Source organism: Terrabacter sp. Ter38 (assembly GCF_024519435.1).
Taxonomy (GTDB): Bacteria; Actinomycetota; Actinomycetes; order Actinomycetales; family Dermatophilaceae; genus Terrabacter.
The window spans coordinates 114,941-138,852 of record NZ_JALJRZ010000011.1; the positions used below are offsets into that span (position 1 = coordinate 114,941).

General features: G+C 72.5%; 26 protein-coding genes. 7 read left to right on the forward strand and 19 right to left on the reverse strand.

The genetic code is table 11. The features are described 5' to 3' along the window. The first annotated feature begins 117 nt into the window (after positions 1-117). Both NR112_RS19445 and NR112_RS19450 read left to right on the forward strand, forming a co-directional pair. Positions 118-546, forward strand: a complete 429-nt coding sequence (locus NR112_RS19445; RefSeq protein ID WP_256795939.1) for a YciI family protein — start codon at positions 118-120, stop codon at positions 544-546. After that, entirely contained in the window at positions 547-1,800 is a 1,254-nt protein-coding gene (locus NR112_RS19450; RefSeq protein WP_256795940.1) for a DUF6596 domain-containing protein, read from the forward strand. It begins immediately after the preceding gene. On the opposite strand, the gene NR112_RS19455 is transcribed toward NR112_RS19450, so the two are convergent. Next, on the reverse strand, positions 1,787-2,329 hold the full coding sequence (locus tag NR112_RS19455) for a DinB family protein (protein WP_256795941.1): 543 nt from the start codon (positions 2,327-2,329) through the stop codon (positions 1,787-1,789). The two genes, NR112_RS19450 and NR112_RS19455, sit on opposite strands and share 14 nt — an antisense overlap. A 72-nt stretch (positions 2,330-2,401) precedes the next feature. On the opposite strand from NR112_RS19455, the gene NR112_RS19460 reads away from it, so the two are divergent. Genes NR112_RS19460 through NR112_RS19470 form a run of 3 tightly spaced genes read left to right on the forward strand, consistent with a single transcriptional unit; the run spans position 2,402 to position 5,803 of the window. Then, complete coding sequence (locus NR112_RS19460; protein ID WP_256795942.1) at positions 2,402-3,028, forward strand: LysE family translocator; 627 nt, start codon at positions 2,402-2,404, stop codon at positions 3,026-3,028. Positions 3,029-3,074: 46 nt separating this feature from the next. Then, positions 3,075-4,526, forward strand: coding sequence for an FAD-binding oxidoreductase (locus NR112_RS19465; RefSeq protein WP_256795943.1), 1,452 nt, complete (start codon positions 3,075-3,077; stop codon positions 4,524-4,526). Between the two features lie 8 nt (positions 4,527-4,534). Then, on the forward strand, positions 4,535-5,803 hold the full coding sequence (locus NR112_RS19470) for a cyclopropane-fatty-acyl-phospholipid synthase family protein (protein WP_256795944.1): 1,269 nt from the start codon (positions 4,535-4,537) through the stop codon (positions 5,801-5,803). Here NR112_RS19470 and NR112_RS19475 read toward each other — a convergent pair. The 4 genes from NR112_RS19475 to NR112_RS19490 all read right to left on the reverse strand — a co-directional run bounded on the left by NR112_RS19475 (position 5,800) and on the right by NR112_RS19490 (position 7,653). Then, positions 5,800-6,339: a hemerythrin domain-containing protein gene (locus NR112_RS19475; protein WP_256795945.1), complete on the reverse strand. Its 540-nt coding sequence runs from the start codon at positions 6,337-6,339 to the stop codon at positions 5,800-5,802. The two genes, NR112_RS19470 and NR112_RS19475, sit on opposite strands and share 4 nt — an antisense overlap. Before the next feature lie 236 nt (positions 6,340-6,575). Beyond that, positions 6,576-6,836 (reverse strand): metal-sensitive transcriptional regulator, encoded by a 261-nt coding sequence (locus NR112_RS19480; protein ID WP_020141925.1) that lies wholly within the window; start codon positions 6,834-6,836, stop codon positions 6,576-6,578. A gap of 80 nt (positions 6,837-6,916) precedes the next feature. Then, positions 6,917-7,252 carry a YnfA family protein gene (locus NR112_RS19485; RefSeq protein WP_256795946.1) on the reverse strand — a complete coding sequence of 112 codons (336 nt, stop codon included), beginning with the start codon at positions 7,250-7,252 and terminating at the stop codon, positions 6,917-6,919. Between the two features lie 2 nt (positions 7,253-7,254). Further along, on the reverse strand, positions 7,255-7,653 hold the full coding sequence (locus NR112_RS19490; protein WP_256795947.1) for a VOC family protein: 399 nt from the start codon (positions 7,651-7,653) through the stop codon (positions 7,255-7,257). Positions 7,654-7,788: 135 nt separating this feature from the next. On the opposite strand from NR112_RS19490, the gene NR112_RS19495 reads away from it, so the two are divergent. Further along, entirely contained in the window at positions 7,789-8,010 is a 222-nt protein-coding gene (locus NR112_RS19495; protein ID WP_256795948.1) for an HTH domain-containing protein, read from the forward strand. Between the two features lie 10 nt (positions 8,011-8,020). Here NR112_RS19495 and NR112_RS19500 read toward each other — a convergent pair whose 3' ends face one another. Beyond that, positions 8,021-8,641: a class I SAM-dependent methyltransferase gene (locus NR112_RS19500; protein WP_256795949.1), complete on the reverse strand. Its 621-nt coding sequence runs from the start codon at positions 8,639-8,641 to the stop codon at positions 8,021-8,023. Positions 8,642-8,776: 135 nt separating this feature from the next. On the opposite strand from NR112_RS19500, the gene NR112_RS19505 reads away from it, so the two are divergent. Continuing rightward, on the forward strand, positions 8,777-9,298 hold the full coding sequence (locus NR112_RS19505; RefSeq protein WP_256795950.1) for a flavodoxin/nitric oxide synthase: 522 nt from the start codon (positions 8,777-8,779) through the stop codon (positions 9,296-9,298). A gap of 16 nt (positions 9,299-9,314) precedes the next feature. Here NR112_RS19505 and NR112_RS19510 read toward each other — a convergent pair whose 3' ends face one another. The 13 genes from NR112_RS19510 to NR112_RS19570 all read right to left on the reverse strand — a co-directional run bounded on the left by NR112_RS19510 (position 9,315) and on the right by NR112_RS19570 (position 23,897). Beyond that, positions 9,315-10,256: an alpha/beta fold hydrolase gene (locus tag NR112_RS19510; protein ID WP_256795951.1), complete on the reverse strand. Its 942-nt coding sequence runs from the start codon at positions 10,254-10,256 to the stop codon at positions 9,315-9,317. Between the two features lie 9 nt (positions 10,257-10,265). Continuing rightward, positions 10,266-11,510, reverse strand: coding sequence for an RNA polymerase sigma factor (locus NR112_RS19515; protein WP_256795952.1), 1,245 nt, complete (start codon positions 11,508-11,510; stop codon positions 10,266-10,268). Between the two features lie 13 nt (positions 11,511-11,523). Continuing rightward, positions 11,524-11,907, reverse strand: coding sequence for a YciI family protein (locus NR112_RS19520; RefSeq protein ID WP_256795953.1), 384 nt, complete (start codon positions 11,905-11,907; stop codon positions 11,524-11,526). A 116-nt stretch (positions 11,908-12,023) separates the two neighbouring features. Further along, positions 12,024-12,395: a VOC family protein gene (locus NR112_RS19525; protein ID WP_256795954.1), complete on the reverse strand. Its 372-nt coding sequence runs from the start codon at positions 12,393-12,395 to the stop codon at positions 12,024-12,026. A 33-nt stretch (positions 12,396-12,428) separates the two neighbouring features. Then, positions 12,429-13,439 (reverse strand): sugar phosphate isomerase/epimerase, encoded by a 1,011-nt coding sequence (locus tag NR112_RS19530; protein ID WP_256795955.1) that lies wholly within the window; start codon positions 13,437-13,439, stop codon positions 12,429-12,431. Between the two features lie 65 nt (positions 13,440-13,504). After that, a complete protein-coding gene (locus NR112_RS19535) occupies positions 13,505-14,917 on the reverse strand; it encodes an alkaline phosphatase family protein (RefSeq protein ID WP_256795956.1) in 1,413 nt (470 codons plus the stop codon). Beyond that, complete coding sequence (gene eboE, locus NR112_RS19540) at positions 14,914-16,113, reverse strand: metabolite traffic protein EboE (protein ID WP_256795957.1); 1,200 nt, start codon at positions 16,111-16,113, stop codon at positions 14,914-14,916. The genes NR112_RS19535 and eboE overlap by 4 nt, the downstream gene beginning before the upstream one ends. 3 nt (positions 16,114-16,116) lie before the next feature. Then, positions 16,117-17,004 (reverse strand): TatD family hydrolase, encoded by an 888-nt coding sequence (locus NR112_RS19545; RefSeq protein ID WP_256795958.1) that lies wholly within the window; start codon positions 17,002-17,004, stop codon positions 16,117-16,119. 9 nt (positions 17,005-17,013) lie between these two features. After that, complete coding sequence (locus NR112_RS19550; RefSeq protein ID WP_256795959.1) at positions 17,014-17,589, reverse strand: EboA domain-containing protein; 576 nt, start codon at positions 17,587-17,589, stop codon at positions 17,014-17,016. After that, positions 17,586-18,440, reverse strand: coding sequence for a sugar phosphate isomerase/epimerase (locus NR112_RS19555; RefSeq protein WP_256795960.1), 855 nt, complete (start codon positions 18,438-18,440; stop codon positions 17,586-17,588). The genes NR112_RS19550 and NR112_RS19555 overlap by 4 nt, the downstream gene beginning before the upstream one ends. Further along, entirely contained in the window at positions 18,437-19,348 is a 912-nt protein-coding gene (locus NR112_RS19560) for an SCO3242 family prenyltransferase (RefSeq protein WP_256795961.1), read from the reverse strand. Before NR112_RS19560 ends, NR112_RS19555 begins: the two co-directional genes overlap by 4 nt. Further along, a complete protein-coding gene (locus NR112_RS19565) occupies positions 19,330-20,475 on the reverse strand; it encodes an inositol-3-phosphate synthase (protein ID WP_256795962.1) in 1,146 nt (381 codons plus the stop codon). Before NR112_RS19565 ends, NR112_RS19560 begins: the two co-directional genes overlap by 19 nt. Positions 20,476-20,552: 77 nt before the next feature. Beyond that, on the reverse strand, positions 20,553-23,897 hold the full coding sequence (locus NR112_RS19570; protein ID WP_256795963.1) for a PQQ-dependent sugar dehydrogenase: 3,345 nt from the start codon (positions 23,895-23,897) through the stop codon (positions 20,553-20,555). Positions 23,898-23,912 lie beyond the last annotated feature (15 nt).

Consider the following 23,912-nt stretch of genomic DNA (forward strand, 5'->3'; position numbering starts at 1 on the left):
CCGAGATTCTCGGGGCCGCGTGTCGATTCCCATCCGGCGAGTTCGTCAGGATGATGTGGCGAGAGTCGCCACCCGCGCAGATCTCACGCTGCGCGCCTGTTCGAGAAGGAGCCGGCCATGGCCGACACGTACGTCTACCTGATCCACGAAGGCGACTGGGACTCAGACGCCTACCTCGGTGGCGACCCCACGACCGACGGCGGCCCCGCCGGCAAGGACCCCAGCGCCGCTGCGGCCTCCGACATGGACGCGTCGTTCCCCGAGCACCAGGCCTTCCAGCAGGCCGTCGCCGACCTCGGGGCCCGCATCATGGGTGGCGCCGCCCTGCAGAACTCCCGCTACGGCGGCACCGTGACTCCCGGCAGCGGAGACCGCGCCGTCGAGGACGCGGTCTACACCGACGGGCCCTTCACCGACACCTCAGAGGTCATCACGGGCTTCTACCTCGTCGAGACCGATGACGAGGACACGGCCCGCCGGATCGCCGCCCTCGTGCCGACCACCAGTCGGATCGAGTGGCGCAAGGTCTTCCCGACGGGGATGTGAGTGCCGCTCGGGACGGGTGAGTTCGAGGAGGCGTGGCCGCGCATCGTGCGCGCCCTCGCCTCCTTCACCGGGAGCCTCGACGACGCCGAGGAGTACGCCGCCGAGGCCGTCGCGCGAGCCGCCGCCCACGAGCGCGCCGGCCGGGCGCCCATCGAGTCGTATGCCGCGTGGTGCACCTCCGTGGCCAAGCGCGCGTGGCTCGACGACGCACGACGGCGGACGACGCTGCGTCGGCTCTCCCCCGAGCTCGCCCGTCCCGAGGCGGACCGCACCGCCATGGATGCCGACGACCTGTCCCTGCACGGACACGACGGCCTCGACGACCGCCTCGCCCTGCTCTTCGTCGCGTGCGACGAGGCCATCTCGCCCGCGTCCCGGATGGTCCTGGCCCTCCGCGTCGTGTGCGGCCTGACGATCCCGGAGATCGCGGGCCACCTCGGCGTGCAGGACACCGCGGCCGCAGCGCGTCTCACGCGCGCCAAGCGGGCCCTCGCCGAAGCCCGGGGCTCCTTCCGCGTGCCGGACGGCACCGAGCGTGCCCGCCGCCTACCGGTCGTCCTCGCCTGCGTGTCAGGCATGTTCACGGTCGCGCACCGGACGGTTCTCGACCCTGCCGATGCTCTCGCCGACACCGGGCGTCAAGCGCTCTCCATCGCCGACGCCCTCGTCGCGGCCTACCCCGACGACACCGAGGTACGCGGCCTGCGAGCCGTCATCCGGCTCGGCCTGGCCCGTCGCCCCGGCCGCGTCGACGAGACCGGGACGGGGCTCGCGCTCGACGAGGTCGACCGCGGCCGGTGGGACGGCGCCCTGCTCCGGGCCGGGCTCGCCGACGCGACGGTCGCCGCGGCAGGAGACGGTCGCTTCGCCATCGAGGCGGCGATCGCCGGGGTGCACTCGAGCGCGCTGTCGTTCGAGCGCACCGACTGGACGCGCATCGTCCAGCTCTACGGTGCGCTCGAGCATCGGTGGCCCTCCCCTTCCGTCCGGGTCGCACGGCTCGTCGCCACGGCCCAGGGCATCCTCGCCGCCGACCCCGGTGGGTCCGTCGCCGAGGTGGAGGCCGAGCTGGCCGCGATCGAGGCCGGCGCACCGGCCTACGCGAGCCGCGACGCGAGCCTGGCCCTCGCCGACCTCGAGTGGCGCACGGGGCGACGCGAGCACGCGGCGCAGCGCTACCGCGACCTCGCCGAGGTCATGCCTGCCGAGCCGCTCCGTCGTTTCTGCCTCCGGCGAGCCGTCACTCCCCCGTGACGCCGTCGACCGCCTCGCGGAGGAAGTCCGCGTGGCCGTTGTGGCGGGCGTACTCCTCGATCATGTGCAGCAGGATCCAGCGCAGGCTGAACGTCTGGTTCTCCTTGCGCGACAGCGTCGCCGAGCGGAACTCGAGGCCGCCCTCGGCGAGCGCCGCATCGATGTCGCGCCGGGCCTGCTCGACCGACTCGTCCATGACCCGGCGCAGCTCCTCGGGGCTGTCGTCCCGCGCCGAGGTCATCTCCCAGTCGCGATCGGCCTCCCAGTCGGCACTGGCCCAGGGCTCGGGCATCGGTCGACCGTGCAGCACCTCGCCGAACCAGCTCGCCTCGTTGAGCGCGACGTGCTTGAGCAGGGCACCGAGCGTCAGGGTCGACGGCGCGAGGGGCTGGGCGAGCTGCTCGGCGGTCAGGCCCTCGGTCTTCCGCCGGAGGGTGTCACGGTGGTAGTCGAGGAAGGCCACGAGGGTGGTCGCCTCGTCGGCGGCGAGGGGCGGGTCGGTGCGCTCGGTCCGAGCAGGTGTCGTCATGGCACCCGACGCTAGTGTCCGAGCCTCGAAAACCGCCTGCCCTTTGTGGGCCGCCGGGAGCACACTGGTCCGGTGCCGTCATCGAGCCAGTGGGTCGCGTTCCTCGTCGCGTCGATCCTCTTCATCCAGGTCCCGGGCCCCAGCCTGCTCTTCACCATCGGTCGTGCCCTGACCGTCGGGCGGCGCGAGGCACTGCTCTCGGTCGTCGGCAACGCCGTCGGCGTCACGGCACAGGCCGTCTTCGTGTCCGTGGGCCTCGGCGCGGTCGTCGCCGCGAGCATCACCGCGTACACCGTCATCAAGGTCGCGGGCGCCGCCTACGTCATCCATCTCGGGGTCCAGGCCATCCGCCACCGCCACGACGCCCGAGAGGCCATGGAGGCGCACGTGTCGGCGAAGCGCGGACACGCCCTGCGCATCGGTGCGATCGTCGGCCTCACCAACCCGAAGACGATCCTCTTCTTCGTCGCCTTCCTCCCGCAGTTCGTCAACACCGGCGCGGGCCACGTGGGCGTCCAGATGGCCGTGCTCGGTGGGGTCTTCGGTCTCATGGCCATCTGCAGCGACAGCATGTGGGCCCTGCTCGCGGCGCGGGCCCGGGAGTGGTTCGCCCGCAAGCCCGCCCGGCTCGACACGCTCGGCGCCACCGGCGGCGTCATGATGGTCGGTCTCGGCGCGGCGATGCTCGCTCGCGAGTAGTCGCACATGCCGAGCGCACCCGATCCGGATCTGTTTGACTGAGATGGTGGCAACCCCTCAGGTCACGTCTCCTGCGGATCGGCACGATCCCCTCCAGCGGGTCCGCGAGCACGAGCGTGCACTCGAACAGGTACGGAGGGCGTATGCCGCCCTGCCGCCCGACCGGCCGGTCCGGCTCGCGAAGCGCACGTCCAACCTCTTCCGCAACCGCAGCGCCACCGACTCTCCCGGCCTCGACCTCTCGGCCATGACCGGCGTCATCGACGTCCGCCCCGGCGTCGACGGTGGTCCGGCGACCGCGCTCGTCGGGGGTCTGACGACGTACGAGCAGCTCGTCCACGAGCTGCTGCCGCACGGCTTCGTGCCGCTCGTCGTGCCGCAGCTGCGCACCATCACGATCGGCGGGGCCGTCACGGGTCTCGGCATCGAGGCGGCGTCGTTCCGCAACGGCCTGCCGCACGAGTCGGTGCACGCGATGCGGATCCTCACCGGCGACGGTGAGGTCGTGACGGCGACGCCCGACGGCGACCACGCCGAGCTCTTCCGCACCTTCCCCAACTCCTACGGGTCGCTGGGCTACGCGCTCGACCTCGTCATCGAGCTCGAGCCCGCACGCCCGTACGTCGCCCTCCGGCACGTGCGGTTCGACTCGGTGCGGGCCCTCACCGACGCGGTCGAGATCGTGCTGTCGTCCCAGACGTGGGACGGCGACCGGGTCGACTTCGTCGACGGCGTCGTCTTCGGCGCCACCGAGGCCTACCTCTGCCTCGGACGCTGGACCGACCACCTCGAGGGCCAGGCGCGGCCGAGCCACTACACGCGTGAGCACGTCTTCTACCGCTCGATCCAGCAGCGGCGCACCGACGTGCTGACCGCCCACGACTACCTCTGGCGATGGGACACCGACTGGTTCTGGTGCAGCCGGGCCTTCGGTGCCCAGGTCCCGGCGATCCGTCGGCTCTGGCCGCGTCACCTGCTGCGTAGCGACGTCTACTGGCGCATCGTCGCCTTCGAGAACCGGCACCGCGTCATGGGCCGCCTCGACCGGCTGCGCGGCCTGCCCGATCGCGAGCGCGTCGTGCAGGACGTCGAGATCCCGCTCGCGCGCACGGCCGAGTTCGTCGACTGGTTCCTGCGCGAGGTGCCGATCGAGCCGGTCTGGCTGTGCCCGATCCAGCTGCGGCCGGCTCCCGGCGCGGCTCCCGACGAGACGCCGTGGCCGCTCTACCCGATGCGCCGGGACGAGCGCTACGTCAACGTCGGCTTCTGGTCGACGGTCGCCATCGAGGCCGGCGCGGCCGACGGCGACGTCAACCGCCGCATCGAGGCCGAGGTGACCCGGCTCGGCGGCCACAAGTCGCTCTACTCCGACGCGTACTACGACGAGGCAACCTTCGCCGCCCTCTACGGCGGCACGGCATACACCCCCGTCAAGCGCAGGTACGACCCGGGGGGACGGTTCCCGACGCTCTACGAGAAGGCGGTGCAGGCTCGATGACCTTGACAGTGGGACAGGCATTCGACCAGGTGTTCGGCCCCGAGGCCCCGGTGCGGGTCATCGCGTGGGACGGCTCGGAGGGCGGCAGCCCGGACGGGCTCGTGCTGCGCCTGACCAACCCCGACGCGCTCAACCACATCCTGACCGCGCCCGGCGACCTCGGCCTCGCCCGTGCGTACCTGCTCGGTGACCTCGTCATCGAGGGGATCGACGAGGCCGACCCCTACGACGTGCTGCGCGTCCTCGGTGACGGGCTCACCCCGCGCCGGCCATCACGGCACGAGGCGACGGAGCTGGCGCGCTTCCTCGCCCACCACCGGCCGCACACCCCAACCCTGCCGCCGGAGGAGACCCCGGGGCAGCTGCGTCGCCTCGCGCACGGGCTGCGGCACGGGCGGAAGCGCGACGCCGAGGCCATCAGCCACCACTACGACGTGTCGAACGCCTTCTACGAAAAGGTCCTCGGCCCCTCGATGACCTACACGTGCGCCTGCTTCCCCACCGACGAGGCTTCGCTCGAGGACGCCCAGGCCTACAAGTACGACCTCGTCGCCAGGAAGCTCGGCCTGCGTCCGGGCATGCGCCTGCTCGACGTCGGGTGCGGCTGGGGCGGCATGGTCCGGCACGCCGTGAAGCACTACGGGGTCACCGCCCTCGGCGTGACGCTGTCGCGCGAGCAGGCGACGTGGTCCCAGGCCGCCATCGAGGCCGATGGGATCGCGGACCGGGCCGAGGTCCGGCACGGCGACTACCGGGACATCACCGAGCGCGGGTTCGACGCGATCAGCTCGATCGGGCTGACCGAGCACATCGGGGTCGGCAACTACCCCGCCTACTTCCGCTTCCTGCGCGATCGGCTGCGCGACGAGGGCCGCCTGCTCAACCACTGCATCACGCGGCCCGACAACCAGCACCCGGGACTGCCACCCCGCGGCTTCATCAACCGCTACGTCTTCCCCGACGGCGAGCTGACCGGCAGCGGCGACATCGTGCGGGTCATGGAGGACGAGGGCCTGGAGGTGCGCCACCACGAGAACCTCCGCGAGCACTACGCCCGCACCTGCGCCGCCTGGAACGCCAACCTCGCCAAGAACTGGGAGGACTGCGTCGAGCTCGCCGGTCTCGGCACGGCCCGGGTGTGGGGCCTCTACCTCGCCGGGTCGCGCCTCGGCTTCGAGCGGGGCGGCATCCAGCTGCACCAGGTGCTCGCCTCGCGCACGAGCAGCGAGGGGGTGTCCGGCTTCCCGCTACGGCCGCGGTTCGAGCCCCAGCCCTAGCCCGACCCGCCGAGGTCGACGTCGTAGGCCTCGTAGACGAGGTCGCCGCCCTTCTGGCGGTGGCGCACGAGCCGGCCGACGAGCACCGTCAGCTCCTCGCGGAAGACGGGCAGGTCGGCCATCGTGCCGCCGTGCTCGAGCACCGCGAGGTAGCCGTGCAGGGCCTCCCGGAGGTCGCGGTGCTCCTCGAGGAGCCGCTCGACGCGGCCCGAGAGCCGCGGCGCGCTGACCCGGGCCCGGTCGTAGATGCCTCCCGGGCTCTCCGTCAGCGCGACGTGGTCGTCGAAGTCGTGGGCCAGCTCGGCGAGCGCGGCCCGCACCCGCTCGCGCCACATCCCGCCGCGGGCGATCGGCGCCTCGAGCGCGAGGTCGACGGCGGCCACCGAGTCACGCAGCTCGGACCGGTGTCGCCGCACCCGTTCGAGGTGGACGGCGAGGTCGGCGGCGGTCTCGACCCGGCCACGATCGAAACCCTGCGCATCGAGCTGACCCGCCGGGGCGAGGGGCGGGATGGCGGCATTCGACTGGGCGTTCATGGCGCGACCTCCGTGCCCTCCATGGTCGCGCTGCAGTGCCCGGTTCGTCCAGAGTCCAGCAGCCCTCGATTCGACGCCCCGTCATCGAGCGCAGCGGTCACGTGTCCTTCGCCAACGGCGGCCTGCCGTACCACGTCGGCGGCGTCATCGAGGACCCCGCATCCCTGCTGCTCCAGACCCGGCGACACCGGGCTCGCCGGAACCGGCCTCCGCGAGCCGGCGCGCGCCCCCTGACCTCAGGCCAGGGAGAGGAAGAGCTTCTCCATCTGGGCGACGTCCATGGTCTCGCCGTCCGGGTTCGTGATGCACTCGCGCAGGCCGGTGGCGATGACGGCGAATCCGGCTCGGTCGAGCGCCTTGGAGACGGCGGCGAGCTGGGTGACGATGTCCTTGCAGTCGCGCCCCTCCTCGATCATCTTGACGATGCCGCCGATCTGGCCGCGGGCGCGGTTGAGGCGCCGGATGACCGACTGCATCTCGTCGAGGTCGAGCTCCACGGCATCCTCCTGAGGTCGTTGCGGGAACGCCCCATGATACCCCCGGCCGTATGCCCTCACGAGCGCCCGCCAGGCACCCCTCAGCCCGAGCGGGGTGCGTACATGATGAGCGCGACGCCGACGAGGCACACGAGCGCGCCGGTGACGTCCCACCGGTCGGGCCGGAAGCCGTCGGCGACGACGCCCCACACGAGCGAGCCGACGACGAAGACCCCACCGTAGGCGGCGAGGATGCGCCCGAAGTTCGCGTCGGGCTGGAGGGTGGCGACGAAGCCGTAGAGGCCGAGCGCGACGACGCCTGCGCCGGCCCAGATCCAGCCGCGGTGCTCCCGCACCCCCTGCCAGATGAGCCAGGCACCACCGATCTCGGCGAGGGCTGCGAGCACGAAGAGCAGGATCGAGCGGGCGATCGTCATGCTCAGAGGTCCCCGGCGGCGCGCCGCTCGTCGTCGCTGCGCAGGATGCAGAACTCGTTGCCCTCGGGGTCGGCCATGACGACCCAGCCACGACCGTCGTCCGTGCGGCAGTCCTGCACGACGGTCGCCCCCAACCCCGTGACGCGCTCGACCTCCTCGTCGCGCGGCCGGTCGGTGGGGCGCAGGTCGAGGTGGACCCGGTTGCGCACCTGCTTGGCGTCCTCGACCTCGATGAAGAGCAGCCGGTGCGACTCATCGGGCGAGAAGATCATGCACTCCTCGTGCCCCGGCTCGTTGGGGTCGGTCGGGTCCTCGTGGTAGCCGAGGAGGTCGGCCCACCAGACGGACTGCGTGTGCGCGTCGAGGGCGTTGACGGTCGTGTGCGAGAGCTCGAGTGCCATGCGGCCATCCTGCTCGGCGCGAGACGGTCGGGCCACTCCGGTGCCGACCGGCCCGGTCGTCAACCGTGGTTGACGACCTCGAAGAAGCGACCTACCCTGTCAACAGAGGTTGACACGGCACGGGAGGTGACCGCGATGACGAAGGAGGTCGACGACATGCTCCAGCTGGCCAGGGCCACGGGTGACGACGACCCGCGCGCTGCCCTCGCCGCGGCGCGCGAGCTGCGACGCACCGCCGACCGCACCGAGGCCGCCGTGGTCCGGCGCGCCCGCAACCAGGGCCTCGCCTGGGCCGAGATCGCCGAGCAGCTCGGCGTCAGTCGCCAGGCCGTCCACAAGAGGTACGGCAGACGCTAGGCCGCCGCGCTCAGCCCTCGCGGTGCAGCACGACGACGGTGTCGAGCGCGACGCGCTCACCGTCGTCGGTCGGGACCGGACGCTCGCGAATGCCGGACTGCAGGGGCGCGACGGGGAGCCCCTCGGCGCCGTCGAGCACCTCCTCGGGGTCGTAGAGCACGGCCCGGTCGCTCGGACCACCCCAGCCCTCGGCGAGGTTGCGACCGGCGTGCCCGATGACGACGACCAGACCGCCAGGGCGCACCGCCTCGACGGCCGAGCGAAGCGCCTGCCGCCACTGCTCGGCCGGCAGCTGGAGGTAGCAGAGCACTGCGAGATCGTAGGCGGCTGGACCGCCGGGCGTCGACTGCGTCGCGTCGGCCACGACCGCGGTCAGCCGGCCGAGGCCGTCGCCGAGACGGTCGGCCGCGAGCGACCGCATCCGCTCCACGGCCACCGGCGAGTAGTCCGACGCCGTGACGACCCAGCCCTGCTCGACCATCCAGATCGCGTTGCGCCCCTCGCCCGCGGCGAGGTCGACCGCGTGACCCGGTGTCAGCGGGCCGATGATCTCGGCGACGAAGCGGTTCGGCTCGGCCGACCACACGAGATCGTGGGCGGCATACCGATCGTCCCAGTCCTTGGCGTCCACGGTGACTCTCCTCGTCGTCGGCTGGCGACCTGTTGGAGGTCGCGAATCCCATTGTGTCGCGGCACGTCTCGTGCGTCACGATTCGGATGCGCCCACCCGCTCCGCGCGTAGCGTGGATGGCGGAAGGGATCCATGATGAACGTCCTCATCGTCCACGAGTCCATGTTCGGCAACACCCGTGAGATCGCCTCGGCCATCGCCGACGGGCTGCGCCGTGGCAGACCGGCCGAGGCCGGCGACGTCCGCCTCGTCCACGTCGACGACGCCCCGACCGTCATCCCCGACGACGTCGACCTGCTGCTCCTCGGCGGACCGACGCACGCCCTCGGGATGAGCCGCCCGAAGACGCGCGAGGACGCGACGGCGAAGGGCGGCGCCGCCGCGCACGAGGGCGTCCGCGAGTGGATCGAGTCCGTGACAGCCTCGCCCGAGCTCCCCGTCGTCACCTTCGACACGCGCGTTCACGTCAGGATGCTGCCGGGCTCGGCCGCGAGGGCCGCGGCGACGTCCCTGCGGCACCACGGATTCCGTCGCGTCGAGCGCGGCGAGACCTTCTGGGTCCAGGGCACGCCCGGACCCGTCGAGGCGGGCGAGCTCGACCGCGCCCGCGAGTGGGGCGCCGAGCTGGCCTCACGCGTCACCCACGTCGTCGCGTGACGCCGTCGGGCCGAGCTCAGCCGAGGGAGTCGAGCCAGGGCTCGAGGTGCTCGAGCACGTCGTCGGGGGCCTCGAGCTGAGGCGTGTGCCCCATCCCGTCGAGCCACGCCGTACGCCAGGCCGGGTTGAGGCGCGCCGCGCGGCGGGCGGCCGAGACGGGCACGAGACGGTCGCGGGTGCCGTGGATGAGCAGCACGGGCCGATCGAGGTCGCGCATGATGCGGTCGTACTCACGCCGACCACGGAGCACCCGCAGCAGGGAACGCGCCGCGCCGAGGAACTCGCCCTCGGGGTCCGGGAGAGACCGGCGCCAGGCGGCGAGCTCCACGCCCGCCTCGACGACGTCGATGTCGGCGCGTGACGGGTCGGCGAAGCACAGGGCCACGGTGCCGAGCACGCGTTGCCGGTCCGAGACGCTCTTGTTGTAGCGGGTCAGCACGAGCTCGCCGACGCGCGGCACGGCATACATGGCGAAGGTCGCAGCGACCTGGGGGTCGGGGCGCGCACCGGGGTTCGGCAGCGCGGGGTCGACGAGCGCGAGGCCCACGACCTGCTCGGGGCGGCGGTCGGCGAGCAGCAGGCTCACCATCCCGCCCATCGAGTTGCCGACGAGGACGACGGGGCGGCCGAGCACCTCGTGGACGAAGCGGCTGAGCAGGGCCGCGTTGTGGTTGACGCTCGTCGCACGACCGTGGGCCGGGCTCAGCCCGAAGCCCGGCAGGTCGATCGCGACGACCCGGCGACGTGCGGCGAGGGCCGGTGCGATGCCGACCCAGTTGAGGTGCGAACCTCCCAGTCCGTGGACCAGGACGACCGGCGGCGCCTCGGGCGTCCCCGGATCCGTGTCCGGGCCGCCGAAGTCGACCCAGTGGACGGGGCCGTCGAGGTCGATGGTGCGGCCGACGCCTCCCCACGGGGACGCGATGTCGGTCGGTGCGCTGGACGGCGGGATCGTCATGACCGCAGGTTACCGCCGGTCATCTGTCCGCGCGGCAGCTCCGCGGGCGCGAGCGAGCAGGTGGCGCGACTCGGGACCGTTGTCGCTGAGCCCGGCGGCCCGGTCCCACTCGGTGGCCGACTCGCGCCACCGCGAGAGACGACCCAGCAGCTCGGCCCGCACGACGTGGTAGGCGACGTAGCCGTCGAGGTCCAGACGGTCGATGAGCGCGATCGCGGCCTGCGGACCGTCGAGCTCGGCGACGGCGACGGCCCGGTTGAGCCGCACGACGTCGGTCGGCGCGAGGCGCAGCAGGTGGTCGTAGAGCACGACGACCTGGGACCAGTCGGTCTCCGCCGCGGTCGGGGCATCGGTGTGCACGGCGTTGATCGCGGCCTGCAGCTGGTACGGACCGGGGGCGCCGCGCCGCAGGCACCGGCGGACCAGCGCCTGGCCCTCGTCGACGAGCGCGCGATCCCAGAGGGAGCGGTCCTGCTCCGCGAGGACGACGAGCTCGCCGGCGGCGTCCGTGCGCGCGGCGCGGCGGGCCTCGGTCAGCAACATGAGGGCCAGCAGGCCGGTGGCCTCCGGCTCGTCGGGCATCAGCTCGACGAGCACCCGCGCCAGCCGGATCGCCTCGGCGGCGAGGTCCGATCGGCCGAGGTCGGCCCCGGCGGTGGCGGTGTGACCCTCCGTGAAGACGAGGTAGAGCACGGACAGGACCGAGGCGAGCCGGGCGGGCAGGTCCTCGTCGCGCGGCACCCGGTAGGGAATGCCGGCCGAGCGGATCTTGCTCTTGGCTCGGACGATCCGCTGGGCCATCGTCGACTCCGGCACGAGGAAGGCATGGGCGATCTCGGGTGTCGTCAGGCCGCCCAGCAGCCGGAGCGTGAGGGCGATCTGGGCCTCCCGGGAGAGGGCGGGGTGGCAGCAGGTGAAGATGAGGCGCAGTCGTTCGTCCTTCACGGGTCCCTCCTGCGTCGCAGTGGTGTTCTCGTCGGCGGCGTGCAGGGAGAGCGCCTCCGTGTGGCGGGCCTCCCGCGTCGCCTCCCGGCGCAACCGGTCGATGGCCCGGCGCCGCGCGGTCGTGATGATCCAGCCGGCGGGACTCGGCGGCATCCCGTCGCGGGGCCAGCGCTCGACGGCCACGGTGAACGCGTCCTGGACGGCGTCCTCGGCGAGGTCGATGTCGCCGAGCGCCCGGATGAGCACGGACACCGCACGGCCGTGCTCGGCACGGAAGACCCGCGCGATGTCCGCGCCCGAGACCGTCATGACGCCCGCGCCCTCACTGGTCGGTCGGCGCCTGGCCGGGGTCGCCCTCACCCTGGAACGGGCGGACCTCGACGGGCAGGCCCGTGGCTCCGGCGATCCGCTCGGCCCAGCCGAGGACGACGTCGTAGTCGTCGGAGCGCAGGATCGTCAGACCTCCCAGGTGCTCCTTGGCCTCGGCGAACGGCCCGTCCGTGAGCACGGCGTCCGCGACCGAGTCGCGTGGGCGCCGGATCGTCGTCGCACTCTCCTGGTCGGCGAGCCCTCCGGCGAAGACCCAGCCGCCGGCCGCGCGGATGTCGGCGTTGACGACCTCGAGGTCGGCCATGACCTTCGTGAGGTCGAGGTCCTCCGGCGGCGGCCCGTCGGGCGAGAAGAGGCTGATGAGGTAGGTCTTCATGGTGATCTCCTCCTGCCGGCGCTGCCGGCTAATCGGTGGTGCACCCGGTGTGCACCCTGCACCACCTACACGAAAGCAGTCACCCGGAATCGACAGATCGCCCGGTCGCGCGTCTGTCAGCCGCGCGGTCGCTGCTCGACGAGCCCGACGAGGTTGCCCTCGGAGTCCACGACGAACGCCATCCACTCGTCGGTGCCGGCGGGCCCGAGGGTGTCGTCGTCGTGGCCGAAGATGACGTGTGGCTCGCCGCGCACCTCGACGCCGCCCGCGCGCAGGCGCTCGACGGTCGCGTCGATGTCGTCGACCCGCAGGTAGTGCAGGGCGCTCGGCGCGCCCGCGTCGAGGAGCAGCCGTACGCCGCCGACATCGAAGAAGACGAGCCCCGGAGGGTCGAACGTCGCGAGCGGCTCGGACCCGAGCAGCTCGCGGTAGAAGGCGGTGGCCCGGACGAGGTCGTCGGCGTGCTGGGCGATCTGGACGAGTCCCATGCCCCGACGGTAGACCCGCCGGGGCCGCGGGCGTCAGTCCTTCGAGCTGCTGAACGCCGCGTCGAAGGAGGCGGTCGGGCGCTCGAAGTTGAGGCCCCGGACGTACTCGAGCGCGCCGGGTGCGCCGACCAGGCGGTCCATGCCGGCGTCCTCCCACTCGATCGAGATCGGCCCGTCGTAGCCGATCGCGTTGAGGGTGCGGAAGCAGTCCTCCCACGGCACGTCCCCGTGACCCGTCGACACGAAGTCCCAGCCGCGCCGCGGGTCGCCCCACGGCAGGTGCGAGCCGAGACGACCGTTGCGGCCGTTGCCGATCCGTTTGCGGGTGTCCTTGCAGTCGACGTGGTAGATCCGGTCCTTGAAGTCCCAGATGAAGCCGGCCGGGTCGAGGTCCTGCCACACCATGTGGCTCGGGTCCCAGTTGAGGCCGAACGCCTCGCGGTGCCCGATCGCCTCGAGCGTCGCGACGGTGCTCCAGTAGTCGTAGGCGATCTCGCTCGGGTGCACCTCGTGGGCGAACTTCACACCCACCTCGTCGAAGACGTCGAGGATCGGGTTCCAGCGTCGGGCGAAGTCGGCGTAGCCCGCCTGGATGACGTCGTCACCCACGGGCGGGAACATCGCGACGTACTTCCAGATCGCCGACCCCGTGAAGCCGATGACGGTGTCGACGCCGAGCTTCGCCGCCGCGCGGGCCGTGTCGGCCATCCGCTCGGCCGCTCGCTGCCGCACGCCCTCGGGGTCGCCGTCGCCCCAGACGGCCGTGGGCAGGATGTCCTGGTGCCGCTGGTCGATGGGGTCGTCGCAGACGGCCTGGCCGACGAGGTGGTTCGAGATGGCCCAGACCTTCAGGCCGTGCCGCTCGAGGATCTCGCGACGTGACTCGATGTAGCCGTCCTCGGAGAGGGCCCGGTCGACCTCGAAGTGGTCGCCCCAGCAGGCGATCTCGAGACCGTCGTAGCCCCACTCCCCCGCGAGGCGGCACACCTCCTTGAAGGGTAGGTCGGCCCACTGTCCGGTGAAGAGCGTGATCGGTCGAGCCATCGTGGATCTCCTTGCTGCTGTGACGAGCTGGGTCAGTGGTGGGTCAGTGGTGGGTCAGTGGTGGGTCAGTGGTGGGTCGCGACGACCGTGACGCCGGCGGCCTCGAGGACGAGGTCGTGGACGTCGGCTGCCGCCACCGTCTCACGGCGCAGGCCCGCGTCGGAGGTGATGACGACGGGTCCGTCCACCGGGTCCGCGGGCAGCCGCCCGTGGCTGCCGCGCACCCACCGGGGGTCGAGCGGGACGACCGTCATGGCATACCGCAGGCCGAGCTTCTTGCGCACGAGCCCGAGCCCGGCCCGCGCCTTCGCCGAGCGGTCGGCAGGGTCGAAGAAGAGCTCGGCCGGGTCGTAGCCGGGCTTGCGGTGGATCTCGACGCCACGCGCGAAGTCGGGCGCGCGCTCGTCGTCGAGCCAGTAGTAGTAGGTGAACCACGCGCGCGGCTCCGCCACGAGGACGAGGTCGCCGCTGCGCTCGTGGTCGAGGCCGTATGCCGCCTGGCCGGCCCGGTCGAGCACCTGGTCGACGCCGGGGGTCGCCTCGAGCAGCGCGCGCACCTCGTCGAGACGGTCGGCGTCCTTGACGTAGACGTGGGCGACCTGGTGGTCGGCGACGGCGAAGGCCGCCGATGCCCACGGGTCGAGGTACTCCATGCCGGCCTGGGTGTGGACCTCGAGCAGGGCGGCACGTCGCAGCACGCGGTTGACGTCGACGGGCTCGTCGACGGCGGTGATGCCGTACTCGCTGACGACCACCACGCTGACGCCGAGGCGTTCGGCGTCGTCGAGCAGCGGCGTCAGGGCGGCGTCGAGCTCGCGCGCCGCGGCGCGGGCCTCGGGCGACTCCGGGCCGAAGCGCTGCAGGTCGTAGTCGAGGTGCGGCACGTAGGAGAGCGTCAGGTCGTGCTCGGGCATCAGGAGGCGGGTCGCTTCGATGATCCAGCGGGACGACGCGATCGACGCGGTGGGGCCCCAGTAGTGGAAGAGCGGGAAGGCGCCGAGCCGGTCGGTGAGCCGGTCGTGGAGGGCCGCAGGGCGCGTGTAGCAGTCGGGCGACTTGCGACCGTCGGCGTGGTACACCGGGCGCGGCGTGACGATGGAGTCGACGTCCATGCCCATGGCGTACCACCAGCAGACGTTGGCGACCGTGGCTCCGGGGTGCCGGCGGCGCAGGGCGTGCCAAACCTTCTCCCCCTCGACGAGCGCGTGGTGCTGGCGCCAGAGGAAGACCTCGCCGAGGTCGCGGAAGTACCAGCCGTTGCCGACGGCCCCGTGGTCGGCGACGGGCCGACCGGTGAGCATCGTCGACTGCACCGAGCACGTGACGGCGGGCAGCACGGTCCCGAGCGACGACTGCCAGCCCGAGCCGGCGAGCCGGGAGAGGCGTGGCATGTCGGCGAGCGCGCGCGGGGTCAGGCCGACGACGTCGAGGAGCAGGACCTTCGCGGGCTGTGTGGTCGGGGTGCTCGGGGTGGTCATGGGGACTCCTTGAGGCCGAGGTCGATGAGGGTGTCGCGCAGCCAGGCGAGCTCGCCGGCGATGCTCACGGCGAGGGCCGCGTCGTCGGTCGGGCGCACCGCCTCGGGCACGACGGTCCACGTGTAGGTCTCCACCTCGAGGTGGTCGGTCAGAGGGGTGTCACCGCCGACGAGGACGTCGAGCGAGTGCCGGAGGTCGCCGGTCGTCGCGGAGAGCGGCGGCTCGGGGGCGTGGTCGAGCGGCACGTGGAAGTGGACCCGCCACGGACGCTGGGTGCCACCCGGGCACGGGTCGAGGGGGCGCGGGCCGCCGAGCGCGTCGCCGAGGTCGTCCCGGGCCCGCAGCTGGTGGCCCTCGCCCGGCTGGCCCGGCGAGCGGGTCTGGTGCAGGAAGCGGTCCTCGTCGAAGGCGGCGAGGGCGCTGCGGGTGGCGTCGTCTGCGGGGTGCTCGACGTGCAGCGCAGCGGAGACCTGAGCCTTGACGACGCGACGGCCGGCGGCGGCGAGCCGAGGCACGGCGACGGCCGCGTCCTCGAAGCCGACCGCGAGGTGGCAGAGGTCGAGGCAGACCCCGAGCACCTCCTCGTCCCAGCCCGCCATCCGGTCGACGAGCTCGGTCGTCGTCTCGATGACGCAACCCGGCTCGGGCTCGAGGCCGACGCGGATCTCGCGGCCGGTGCGGTCGCGCAGCGCGTGGAGGTGGTCGGCGAGCCGGTCGAGCTGTTCGGCGGCGAGGACCTGCCGGTCGCCGAACCACGGGTGCCGCCACCCGAGGGGAAGCGTCGAGATGCTGCCCCGTGCGGCGTCGTCGGGCAGCAGGCGGGCGAGCACCTCGGTGAGGTCGGTCGTGTAGGCGAGGCGGGCCGGCTCGGTCCAGTCGGGGTGGTAGACGCGGTGCTTGACGACCTCGTCCTGGAAACCGCGGTAGGGGAAGCCGTTGAGGGTGACGACCTCGAGACCTCGCTCGTCGAGGGCTGCACGGAGCAGGTCGGTCTGGCGCGGGTCGTCGGCGAGCCCGCGCGCGACCGGCGCGCTGAGCCACAGGCCGAGCCCGAGGAGGTCTGCGCCGAGGTGGTGGCGCACGGGCAGGGCGAAGCGGTCGAGCTGCCCGATGATCGTGTCGAGGTCCTCACCCGGATGGACGTTGGTGCAGTACGCGACGTGGACGGTCTGGCCGTCGGCGTGGAGCAGGCGCACGGCTCACTCCCTCGCGCCGCGGAGCACGGAGTTGCCCAGGAACGTCGCACGAGCCCCGACGAGCTCGCCCGGCTCGGTCTCGACGGGGGCGTCCGTCTCGGGCAGCTCGAGGCGACCGCTCCGGCCGTAGAACTCGACGGGGTTGCGCCACAGCACCCGGTCGACGTCGTCGGCCGTGTAGCCCGCGGCGAGCATCGTCTCGGCGACGCGTCGGGTCTTGAGCGGGTCGCTGTTTCCCCAGTCCGCGGCCGAGTTGACGATCATCCGGTCGAGGCCATAGCGGCGAAGGATTTCGACCATGCGGTGCTCGTCCATCTTCGTGTCCGGGTAGACGGAGAAACCCATCCAGCAACCGGACTCGGCCACGACCCCGACCGTCATCTCGTTGAGGTGGTCGACCAGGACGGCCCCGGGCTCGAGCGCCGACTCGCGCACGACGTCGAGCGTGCGTCGGGTGCCGGCGAGCTTGTCGCGGTGCGGCGTGTGCACGAGCGCCGGCAGCCCGTGCTCGGCGGCGAGCCCGAGCTGGACGGCGAAGACGTCGTCCTCCTCCGGTGTCATCGAGTCGTAGCCGAGCTCACCGACCGCCACAACGCGGTCCTTGGCGAGGTAGCGCGGCAGGACGTCGAGCACCTCCCGGCAGCGGGCGTCATTGGCCTCCTTGGGATTGAGGCCGATCGTCGCGTGGTGCGCGATGCCGTACTGCGACGCGCGGAACGGCTCCCACCCGAGGAGCGCGTCGAAGTAGTCGCAGAAGGAGCCGACGTTCGTGCGCGGCTGGCCGAGCCAGAACGAGGGCTCGACGACGGCGCGGACACCGGCGGCGTGCATGCGCTGGTAGTCGTCGGTCGTCCGGGACGTCATGTGGATGTGGGGGTCGAAGATGCGCACGGCTGCTCCTCAGTCGGCTCGGTGGGCAAGGGAGAGGTCGAGGACCGTTCGGGCGTCCGGGGGCACGACGCGACCGGCGGCCTCGCGCTCGGCGGCGTAGTCGCGCACCATGCGGGCCAGCTCGTCGTCGGCGCGGTCCGCCAGGCCGGCCACCCGCTCGACGGGGATGCCGGTGAAGAGGACCTTGAGCACCGCCTGGCGCCAGGCGTCGGCGTCGAGGTGCGCGGCGGCATACGGCCCGAGGGCGGCGGCGACAAGGCGGGTGTCGTTGGTGCGCAATGCGTCTCGCACGATCGGGAGCGCCGCGTCCCCGATGGCGTTGGCGCGTCCCGGGGCGTCCAAGGCGGGCAGCGCGAGCAGGACAGCGCGCCGCTCGGCTGCGTCGCCGTGGTCGTACACACGGCGCACGGCGTCGATGACGGATGCCGCCGGGCCGGGCACCGCCATCAGCAGCGCCTCGCGGGCGGCGTCCCCGTCGAGACCCTCGCGGGCCGCGGTGCGTGCGGCCGCGGGGAAGTGCCGCTCGAGGCTTGTGGGATCGGACGCCACCTGGGCGATCGCGTCCTGCGTGGTCACCGGGCTCATCGGCCCACCTCCTGGGGTCGTCGGGCGGCGTCGCGGAGGAACTCGAGGCTCGACGCGGCGAGCGACGGAGCGGCGTGCGAGTGGCGGGGCAGCTCGACCGCCACGAGGCCGGCGAACTCGATGGCCTCGAGCGCGGCGAGCACCGGGGGGAAGTCCACCTCGCCCTCCCCGAGAGGCAGGTGCTCGTGGACGCCGCGCCGCATGTCGTCGATCTGGACGTTGGCGACGAGGTCACCGGCGCCGAGGATGCAGGCTGCGGGTTCGGCGTCCTCGGTGCAGCGCAGGTGACCGACGTCGATCGTCAGGCGCAGCCGGTCGGGTGAGCCGAGGCGACGCCGCAGCTCGAGCACGTCGGCGATGCGCTCGAGGAACATCCCCGGCTCCGGCTCGAGGGCGAGGTCGACACCGTGGGAGTCGGCAACGGGCAGCAGGGCCGCGACGCCGGCCTCGACACGGGACCACAGCTCGTCCCGACTCGCGCCAGCCGGTGCGATGCCGCTCCAGCACGACACGGTGGGAGAGCCGACCTCGGCGGCGACGCGGATCGCTCTCTCCAGCAGGTCGATCCGGCGGGCCCGTCCGGTGTCGCTGACGAGTGTCGGCTCGTGCTTGCGGCGGGGGTCGAGCACGTAGCGGGCACCGGTCTCGACGACGACGGCGAGGCCGTGACGCTCCAGCAGGGCACCGACGCGGGCGGCGCGGCCGGCCAGGTCGGGTGCGAAGGGGTCGAGGTGGGCGTGGTCGAGGGTCAGGGCGACGCCGTCGTAGCCGAGCTCGGCGAGGAGGGCGAGCGCGTCCTCGAGCCGGTGGTCGGTGAAGCCGTTGAGGCCGTAGCCGAGACGGAGGCTCATGTCGCGGACACCCGCCTCATGGCTGCCGCGCCCACCGGTGCGGACGCGGCGAGACCGAGGGCGGCCGCATGGTGGCCGGCCGCCGCGAGAGCCGCGCCCTGGAGCGGCACGAGGCCGCGGATGCCGGCGCCCGTGGCCCGGCGCACCGTGCCGGCGTCGGGGGTGCGCGCGGCGGTGAGCTGGGCGCGGAGGACGCCCACGGCATACGCCCCTGTGAGGGCCACGGAGACCGCGGCGCCGAGCGCTCCCCCAGCGCGTCCGCGACCGGACGCGGGGACCTGTCGCAGCGCCGAGGCCGTGGCGACGAGCGCCGTCGCGGCGACGCAGGCCCGGGCGACACCGGTCGAGCCGCCGTGGACCTCGCCGCGGCTCAGGGCCGTGACGCCGGCGGTGTGGACGGCGACGAGGGTGGCCGGGACGGCGGCGGCACGTAGGCCGGGCAGGCCGCCGGCACTGGCGCCGAGGAGCACGTCGAGCCCGCGCGTCGAGGCCATCGTGGCGACACTGACCGGCCCCTGCTTCGGGGACAGGTCGTAGGCCCAGACCGCTGCGGCGAGCACGGCGGCCGTCATGGCCGATCGACGCCCGCCGGCCGCCGCGGCAACGGCGACACCGGTGGCGGTGAGGCCGGTGGCGACGGCGAGCGCCGTGCGCGCCGGTACACGGCCGGACGGGATGGGTCGCTCCGGACGCTCGACGGCGTCCGTGCGCCGGTCGGCCCAGTCGTTGAGCGCCATCCCCGCCCAGTAGAGGCACGTCGACGCGACCGGCAGCGCCGCCGAGCGTGCACCCGCCGGCCAGCCCGCACTCGCCGCACCCGCGAGGGTGTCGCCGGGCACGGTGAGCGCGGCCGGTGCACGCACCAGCTCGACGAGGTCGCGCAGGGTCGTCACGACGCGGTCGCCCACTCCGTCAGGAGCCGCTGCTGCTCGAAGAGGCGGTGCTCGTCGGAGCCGACCGGGTCCTTGAAGAAGAAGCCGAGGGCCGGGAGCGGCCCGACCTCGCCACGCCGCAGGGCGAGGTCGGCGAGGCGCGCGAGGTCGATGACGAGCGGCGCGGCGAGGGCCGAGTCGCAGCCCTGCCAGGTGAACTGCATCGACATCCGCGTGCCGAGGAAGCCGGAGAAGGTCAGGTGGTCCCAGGCCGTCTTCCAGTCGCCGAGGTCGGCGATGTTGTCGATGTGGACCGGGCCGTCGACGGGGTGGCCGAGCATGGCCTCGAGGCCGCGGGCCTTGCTGCGTGCCTTGCTCTCCATCGCCTCGGGGTCGGCGAGCGTGGCGCCGTCACCGCCGCCGAGAAGGTTCGTGCCGGCCCAGGAGCGGACCCGCAGCGAGCGCGCGGCGAACATCGGCGCGAGGACCGACTTGACGAGCGTCTCGCCCGTCTTGCCGTCGCTGCCACCCCACGGTACGCCGTGGCGCTCGGCCAGCTGCTGGAGCGCCGGCAGGCGGGCTCCCGTCGAGGGGGTGAAGTCGACGAAGGCAGCGCCGGCGGTGAAGGCGGCCGCGGCGTAGACGGCGCTCGGTGGGAGCGGGGACTCGCCTGCGACCCAAGCCTGCTCGAGCGCGTCGAGAGAGGCGTGCGCCGGGTCGTCGGTGACGACCGGCTCGGTGGAGCTGACGTTGACGACCACGACGCGTGTCAGCGACTCGGCCTGTGCGAAGGCGCGGATGTCGCCGGCAAGCCGGTCGACGGCGTCCGCCTGACGCTCCTCGTCGTCCCGGTGTCCGTGGCGGATCCGGCTGCAGACGCGGTCGAGCTCGTCGGAGGCGAGCGCGAGAGCGGTGTGTGGGATGACGCCGGCATCGGCGAGCTGCGCCGCGCGCTTGACGAGCGGCACCTCGGCGACGTCATGGCCGCCGACGACGAGGTGGTCGAGCGGGACGAGGCCGGCGCCGGCCAGGTCGGGCTGCTCGGTGACGAGCCCGTCGGGCCCGGCCCCGCCGGCGGTGATGAGGGCGAGGCCGGTGGCGACGGTCGTGGCGACCGAGCCGCGCGCGCCGACGAGCCAGAGTCCGGTTCGTTCGTCCGTCATGGTCCTTCTCCTCTACGTGGTGGGGCCGGTGGCCCGGCGGCGGGGGCGTGTGCCCGCCGCCGGGCCACCGGGATGGGTCAGCGCAGCGAGGCGATGACCGCGTTGGCGTCGCGCTGCAGGGCGGCCGAGGCCGCCGCGTCGCGGACGTTGGAGCTGGACTTCGCTGCTGCGACGAAGCCCTCGAGCTGCGAGACGGCTGCGCTCGTGCGGCCACCCGCGATGTGCTTCTCCGCCTGCTGGAGCCGCTTCTCGAGTGCCTTCTCGCCGGACGGGGTGACGAGACCCTCGCGGGCCAGTCGCTCCGTCAGCGCCGTCAGGGTGAGGATCGAGGTCGTCGTGGTGAACGTCCTCGTCGTCGTCGTGACGAGACCGGCCTTGTCCTTCGCCGTGACGACGAGTGCGTGGCTGCCGAGCGGCAGCGTCCACAGCGCGAGCGGCTTGTCCGCCGCGACGGCGGCGCCGTCGACGGTGGCCGCCACGGTGTCGATCCCGCTTGTGGCGTCGCTGGCCGTCCACGTGAGGTCACCCGCGTTCCCGACGGATGCACCTTCCGCGGCGCCGGACACGGCGACCACGGGGGCCGTCTTGTCGAGCTTGACCGTCACCGAGCCGACCTGCGAGACGTTGCCGCCGTTGTCGGTGGCTCGGTAGAGCACCGTCGTCGTGCCTTCGGCCGAGATCGTCAGCGCCGTGTTGGCGTTGACCCACGTGGCCCCACCGTCGGTGGAGCGCTGGCGCGAGGCGACGGTGCCGTTGTCGGTCGCGTTGACCGTCACGGTGACGTTGCTCGTGTACCAGCCGTTCGCACCGTTCGGCGTCGCCGGGCTCAGGGTCGCCGAGACGGTGGGAGGCGTGACGTCGGCGACGCCGTCACCGGTGAAGGTGAGGGAGTCGAGCACGACTCCACCGGTGGAGGTGACGTAGAGACGCCCCGTTCCGGTGGGCTTCGACGACAGGGTCGCTGCCGCCTCGGTCCAGCCGGAGCCGTTCACCGCGATGGTGCCGAAGGGAGCCGCGGTCGGCGAGTCCCACCGGAGCGACAGGGTGCCGGTGCCCGTGGCGCGTGCCTTCACACCGGTGATGCCCACGAGGTTCGCCGGGTCCCAGGCGAGCCAGTCACCGGCGTCGAACGAGGTGACCTTGCGCAGGCCGCTCGCCGTGTCGTCGGCCGTGATCTCCACACCCTGCGACGCGTCGGCCCACTCGGCCTCCTGCTTCTTCGGGTTGAGGATGAGCTGCTCGGTGGTCGTCGCACCGGGCAGGCCGTTCGCCCCGTTGTCCGTGTAGGTGATGACGACGACGCCGAAGATGTTCTCGGTCTCGCCGTGCTGGGTCGCGTCGGCCGGGGTCGGGATCGCGAACTGGCATCCCGTGCCCTGGCTCAGCGGGTGGGCGTGCGCGTCATGACCCAGGCCGAAGGTCCACGAGACGCGGGAGCACACGGTCGCGGTGCCGTCCTCGGGGTCGGCGGTCGTGACGTTGAACGGCACGGCCTGGCCCCAGTCGAAGAAGGCGCCGTTGGGCGGGGTGGCGACGTTCACCGTCGGAGCGACGTTGCCGACGCTGATGACGGTGCTCGTCAGACCGTGCTTGCCCTCCGGGTCGGTGACCCGGAGCCGGGCGCTGTAGCGACCGAGGGTGGTGTAGGTGTACTGCGCAGATGCTCCGGTCGCGTCGAAGGTGCCGTCACCGTCGAAGTCCCACTCGTAGGTGAGGGCCCCACCCTCCGGGTCGACCGATGCCGAGCCGTCGAAGGTGACGGTCAGCGGGGCGCTGCTGCTGCTCTGCGGGGTGGCCTTGATGCCGGCCTGCGGCGCCTTGTTGCCCGGCGCGTAGTCGATGCGGTAGAGACCCGCGTCGGGGTTCTGGCGGAAGAAGCCGTCGCCGTAGTCGAGGACGTAGAGCGAGCCGTCCGGGCCGAACTCGATGTCGATCGGGCTGTCGGTGATCGGCTGGCCGTTGGTCTCCAGGTCACGGTTGGGCAGGAAGTGCTGGATGTGGTTGACGGGTCCGTTGGGCCACTTCACGTCGAAGACCGCGAGGTAATCCTGCGAGAACTCGGCGAAGAAGGCCTTCTTGTCCCAGTACGCAGGGAACTTCGTCGTCGAGGTGTTCGTGGCGTCGAAGTGGTAGACGGGTCCACCCATCGGGCCCTGGCCACCCTGCGGGTCGAAGTCGGTCAGCTCGGGCCACGGCTGGTGGGTGTTGTTGTCGCCGTAGTAGAGAGTCGGCGCCGTGGCCGGCGGCACCTGGGCGAGGCCGGTGTTCCACGTCGAGGTGTTCTTCGCGCCGGCGTCGCAGTCGAACCACGGGCCGGGGGTCGCGGTCGCGAAGTTCCACTCGTTGTAGTTGGCGTTCGGGCCGTGGCAGTAGGGCCAGCCGCCGTTGATCGGCTTGTCGATGGCCGTCGTCTGCCACTCGACGTAACCCATCGGGCCACGCTGCGGGTCCGGGGCTCCGGCGTCGGGGCCGTAGTCACCCCAGGAGACGGAGTTCGTCGCAGAGTCGACGTCGATGCGGAACGGGTTTCGCACGCCCATGACGAAGATCTCCGGGCGCGTCTTGGGCGTGCCCGGTGCGAAGAGGTTGCCCGCCGGGATCGTGTAGGACCCGTCGGCCTCGGGGTGGATGCGCAGGATCTTGCCCCGCAGGTCGTTCGTGTTGCCGGCGCCGCGGCGCGAGTCGAAGCCGGGGTTGAAGCCGGGCGCGTTGTTGTTCGGCGCGAAGCCGTTGGCGCCCGGCGCGCTCGCCGGAGTGTTGTCACCGGTCGAGAGGTAGAGGTTGCCGTCGGCGTCGAAGTCGACGTCACCGGCGACGTGGCAGCACTGACCGCGCTGCGTCTCGACCTTGATGATGGCCTGCTCGCTCGCGAGGTCGAGCTTGTTGTTCGCGTCGTCCCACCTGAAGCGGCTCAGCTGGTTGTAACCCTTCCACTGGTCCCAGTAGGAGGCGTCAGCGCCGGCGGGCAGGCTGTTGGGCGCCGAGCCTGTCGGCGTCGTCGTGACGTAGGGCGCCGTCATCGTCTTGGGCGCGTAGTAGAGGTAGACCCACTTGTTCGTCTCGAAGTCCGGGTCGAGGGTGACGGTCTGGAGGCCGTCCTCCGAGTTGTTGTACACCGGGAGGGTGTTGACGACCTTCGTGACACCGGACACCGGGTCGACGAGGCGAACGTCGCCGTTGCGGGCGGTCGTCAGCACGCGGCGGTCGGGCAGCACTGCCATGTCGATCGGCTCACCGGTGTCCTTGGTGAGCGTGATCTTCTCGTAGTTCGACCAGTCGAGCGCCGGCTCGGAGCCGTGGTCGACCCCGTCGTGCGCCTGGGCAGGGAGGGTGGCCACGGCGCCGAGCGCCGTGCAGGCGAGGACGGCTGCCGCAGTTGTGGCAACCAGCCTCCTCGCCGTGGATCGCGAAGTAGCATTCATCGGTACGTCCTTCTT

Excerpts from the sequence above, each read along its gene's own strand:
- NR112_RS19445 (WP_256795939.1), top strand. The coding sequence starts at position 118 with ATGGCCGACACGTACGTCTACCTGATCCACGAAGGCGACTGGGACTCA.
- NR112_RS19455 (WP_256795941.1), bottom strand. The coding sequence starts at position 2,329 with ATGACGACACCTGCTCGGACCGAGCGCACCGACCCGCCCCTCGCCGCC.
- NR112_RS19475 (WP_256795945.1), bottom strand. The coding sequence starts at position 6,339 with ATGAACGCCCAGTCGAATGCCGCCATCCCGCCCCTCGCCCCGGCGGGT.
- NR112_RS19485 (WP_256795946.1), bottom strand. The coding sequence starts at position 7,252 with ATGACGATCGCCCGCTCGATCCTGCTCTTCGTGCTCGCAGCCCTCGCC.
- NR112_RS19490 (WP_256795947.1), bottom strand. The coding sequence starts at position 7,653 with ATGGCACTCGAGCTCTCGCACACGACCGTCAACGCCCTCGACGCGCAC.
- NR112_RS19495 (WP_256795948.1), top strand. The coding sequence starts at position 7,789 with ATGACGAAGGAGGTCGACGACATGCTCCAGCTGGCCAGGGCCACGGGT.
- NR112_RS19505 (WP_256795950.1), top strand. The coding sequence starts at position 8,777 with ATGAACGTCCTCATCGTCCACGAGTCCATGTTCGGCAACACCCGTGAG.
- NR112_RS19510 (WP_256795951.1), bottom strand. The coding sequence starts at position 10,256 with ATGACGATCCCGCCGTCCAGCGCACCGACCGACATCGCGTCCCCGTGG.
- NR112_RS19515 (WP_256795952.1), bottom strand. The coding sequence starts at position 11,510 with ATGACGGTCTCGGGCGCGGACATCGCGCGGGTCTTCCGTGCCGAGCAC.
- NR112_RS19520 (WP_256795953.1), bottom strand. The coding sequence starts at position 11,907 with ATGAAGACCTACCTCATCAGCCTCTTCTCGCCCGACGGGCCGCCGCCG.
- NR112_RS19525 (WP_256795954.1), bottom strand. The coding sequence starts at position 12,395 with ATGGGACTCGTCCAGATCGCCCAGCACGCCGACGACCTCGTCCGGGCC.
- NR112_RS19530 (WP_256795955.1), bottom strand. The coding sequence starts at position 13,439 with ATGGCTCGACCGATCACGCTCTTCACCGGACAGTGGGCCGACCTACCC.
- NR112_RS19535 (WP_256795956.1), bottom strand. The coding sequence starts at position 14,917 with ATGACCACCCCGAGCACCCCGACCACACAGCCCGCGAAGGTCCTGCTC.
- NR112_RS19550 (WP_256795959.1), bottom strand. The coding sequence starts at position 17,589 with ATGAGCCCGGTGACCACGCAGGACGCGATCGCCCAGGTGGCGTCCGAT.
- NR112_RS19555 (WP_256795960.1), bottom strand. The coding sequence starts at position 18,440 with ATGAGCCTCCGTCTCGGCTACGGCCTCAACGGCTTCACCGACCACCGG.
- NR112_RS19565 (WP_256795962.1), bottom strand. The coding sequence starts at position 20,475 with ATGACGGACGAACGAACCGGACTCTGGCTCGTCGGCGCGCGCGGCTCG.
- NR112_RS19570 (WP_256795963.1), bottom strand. The coding sequence starts at position 23,897 with ATGAATGCTACTTCGCGATCCACGGCGAGGAGGCTGGTTGCCACAACT.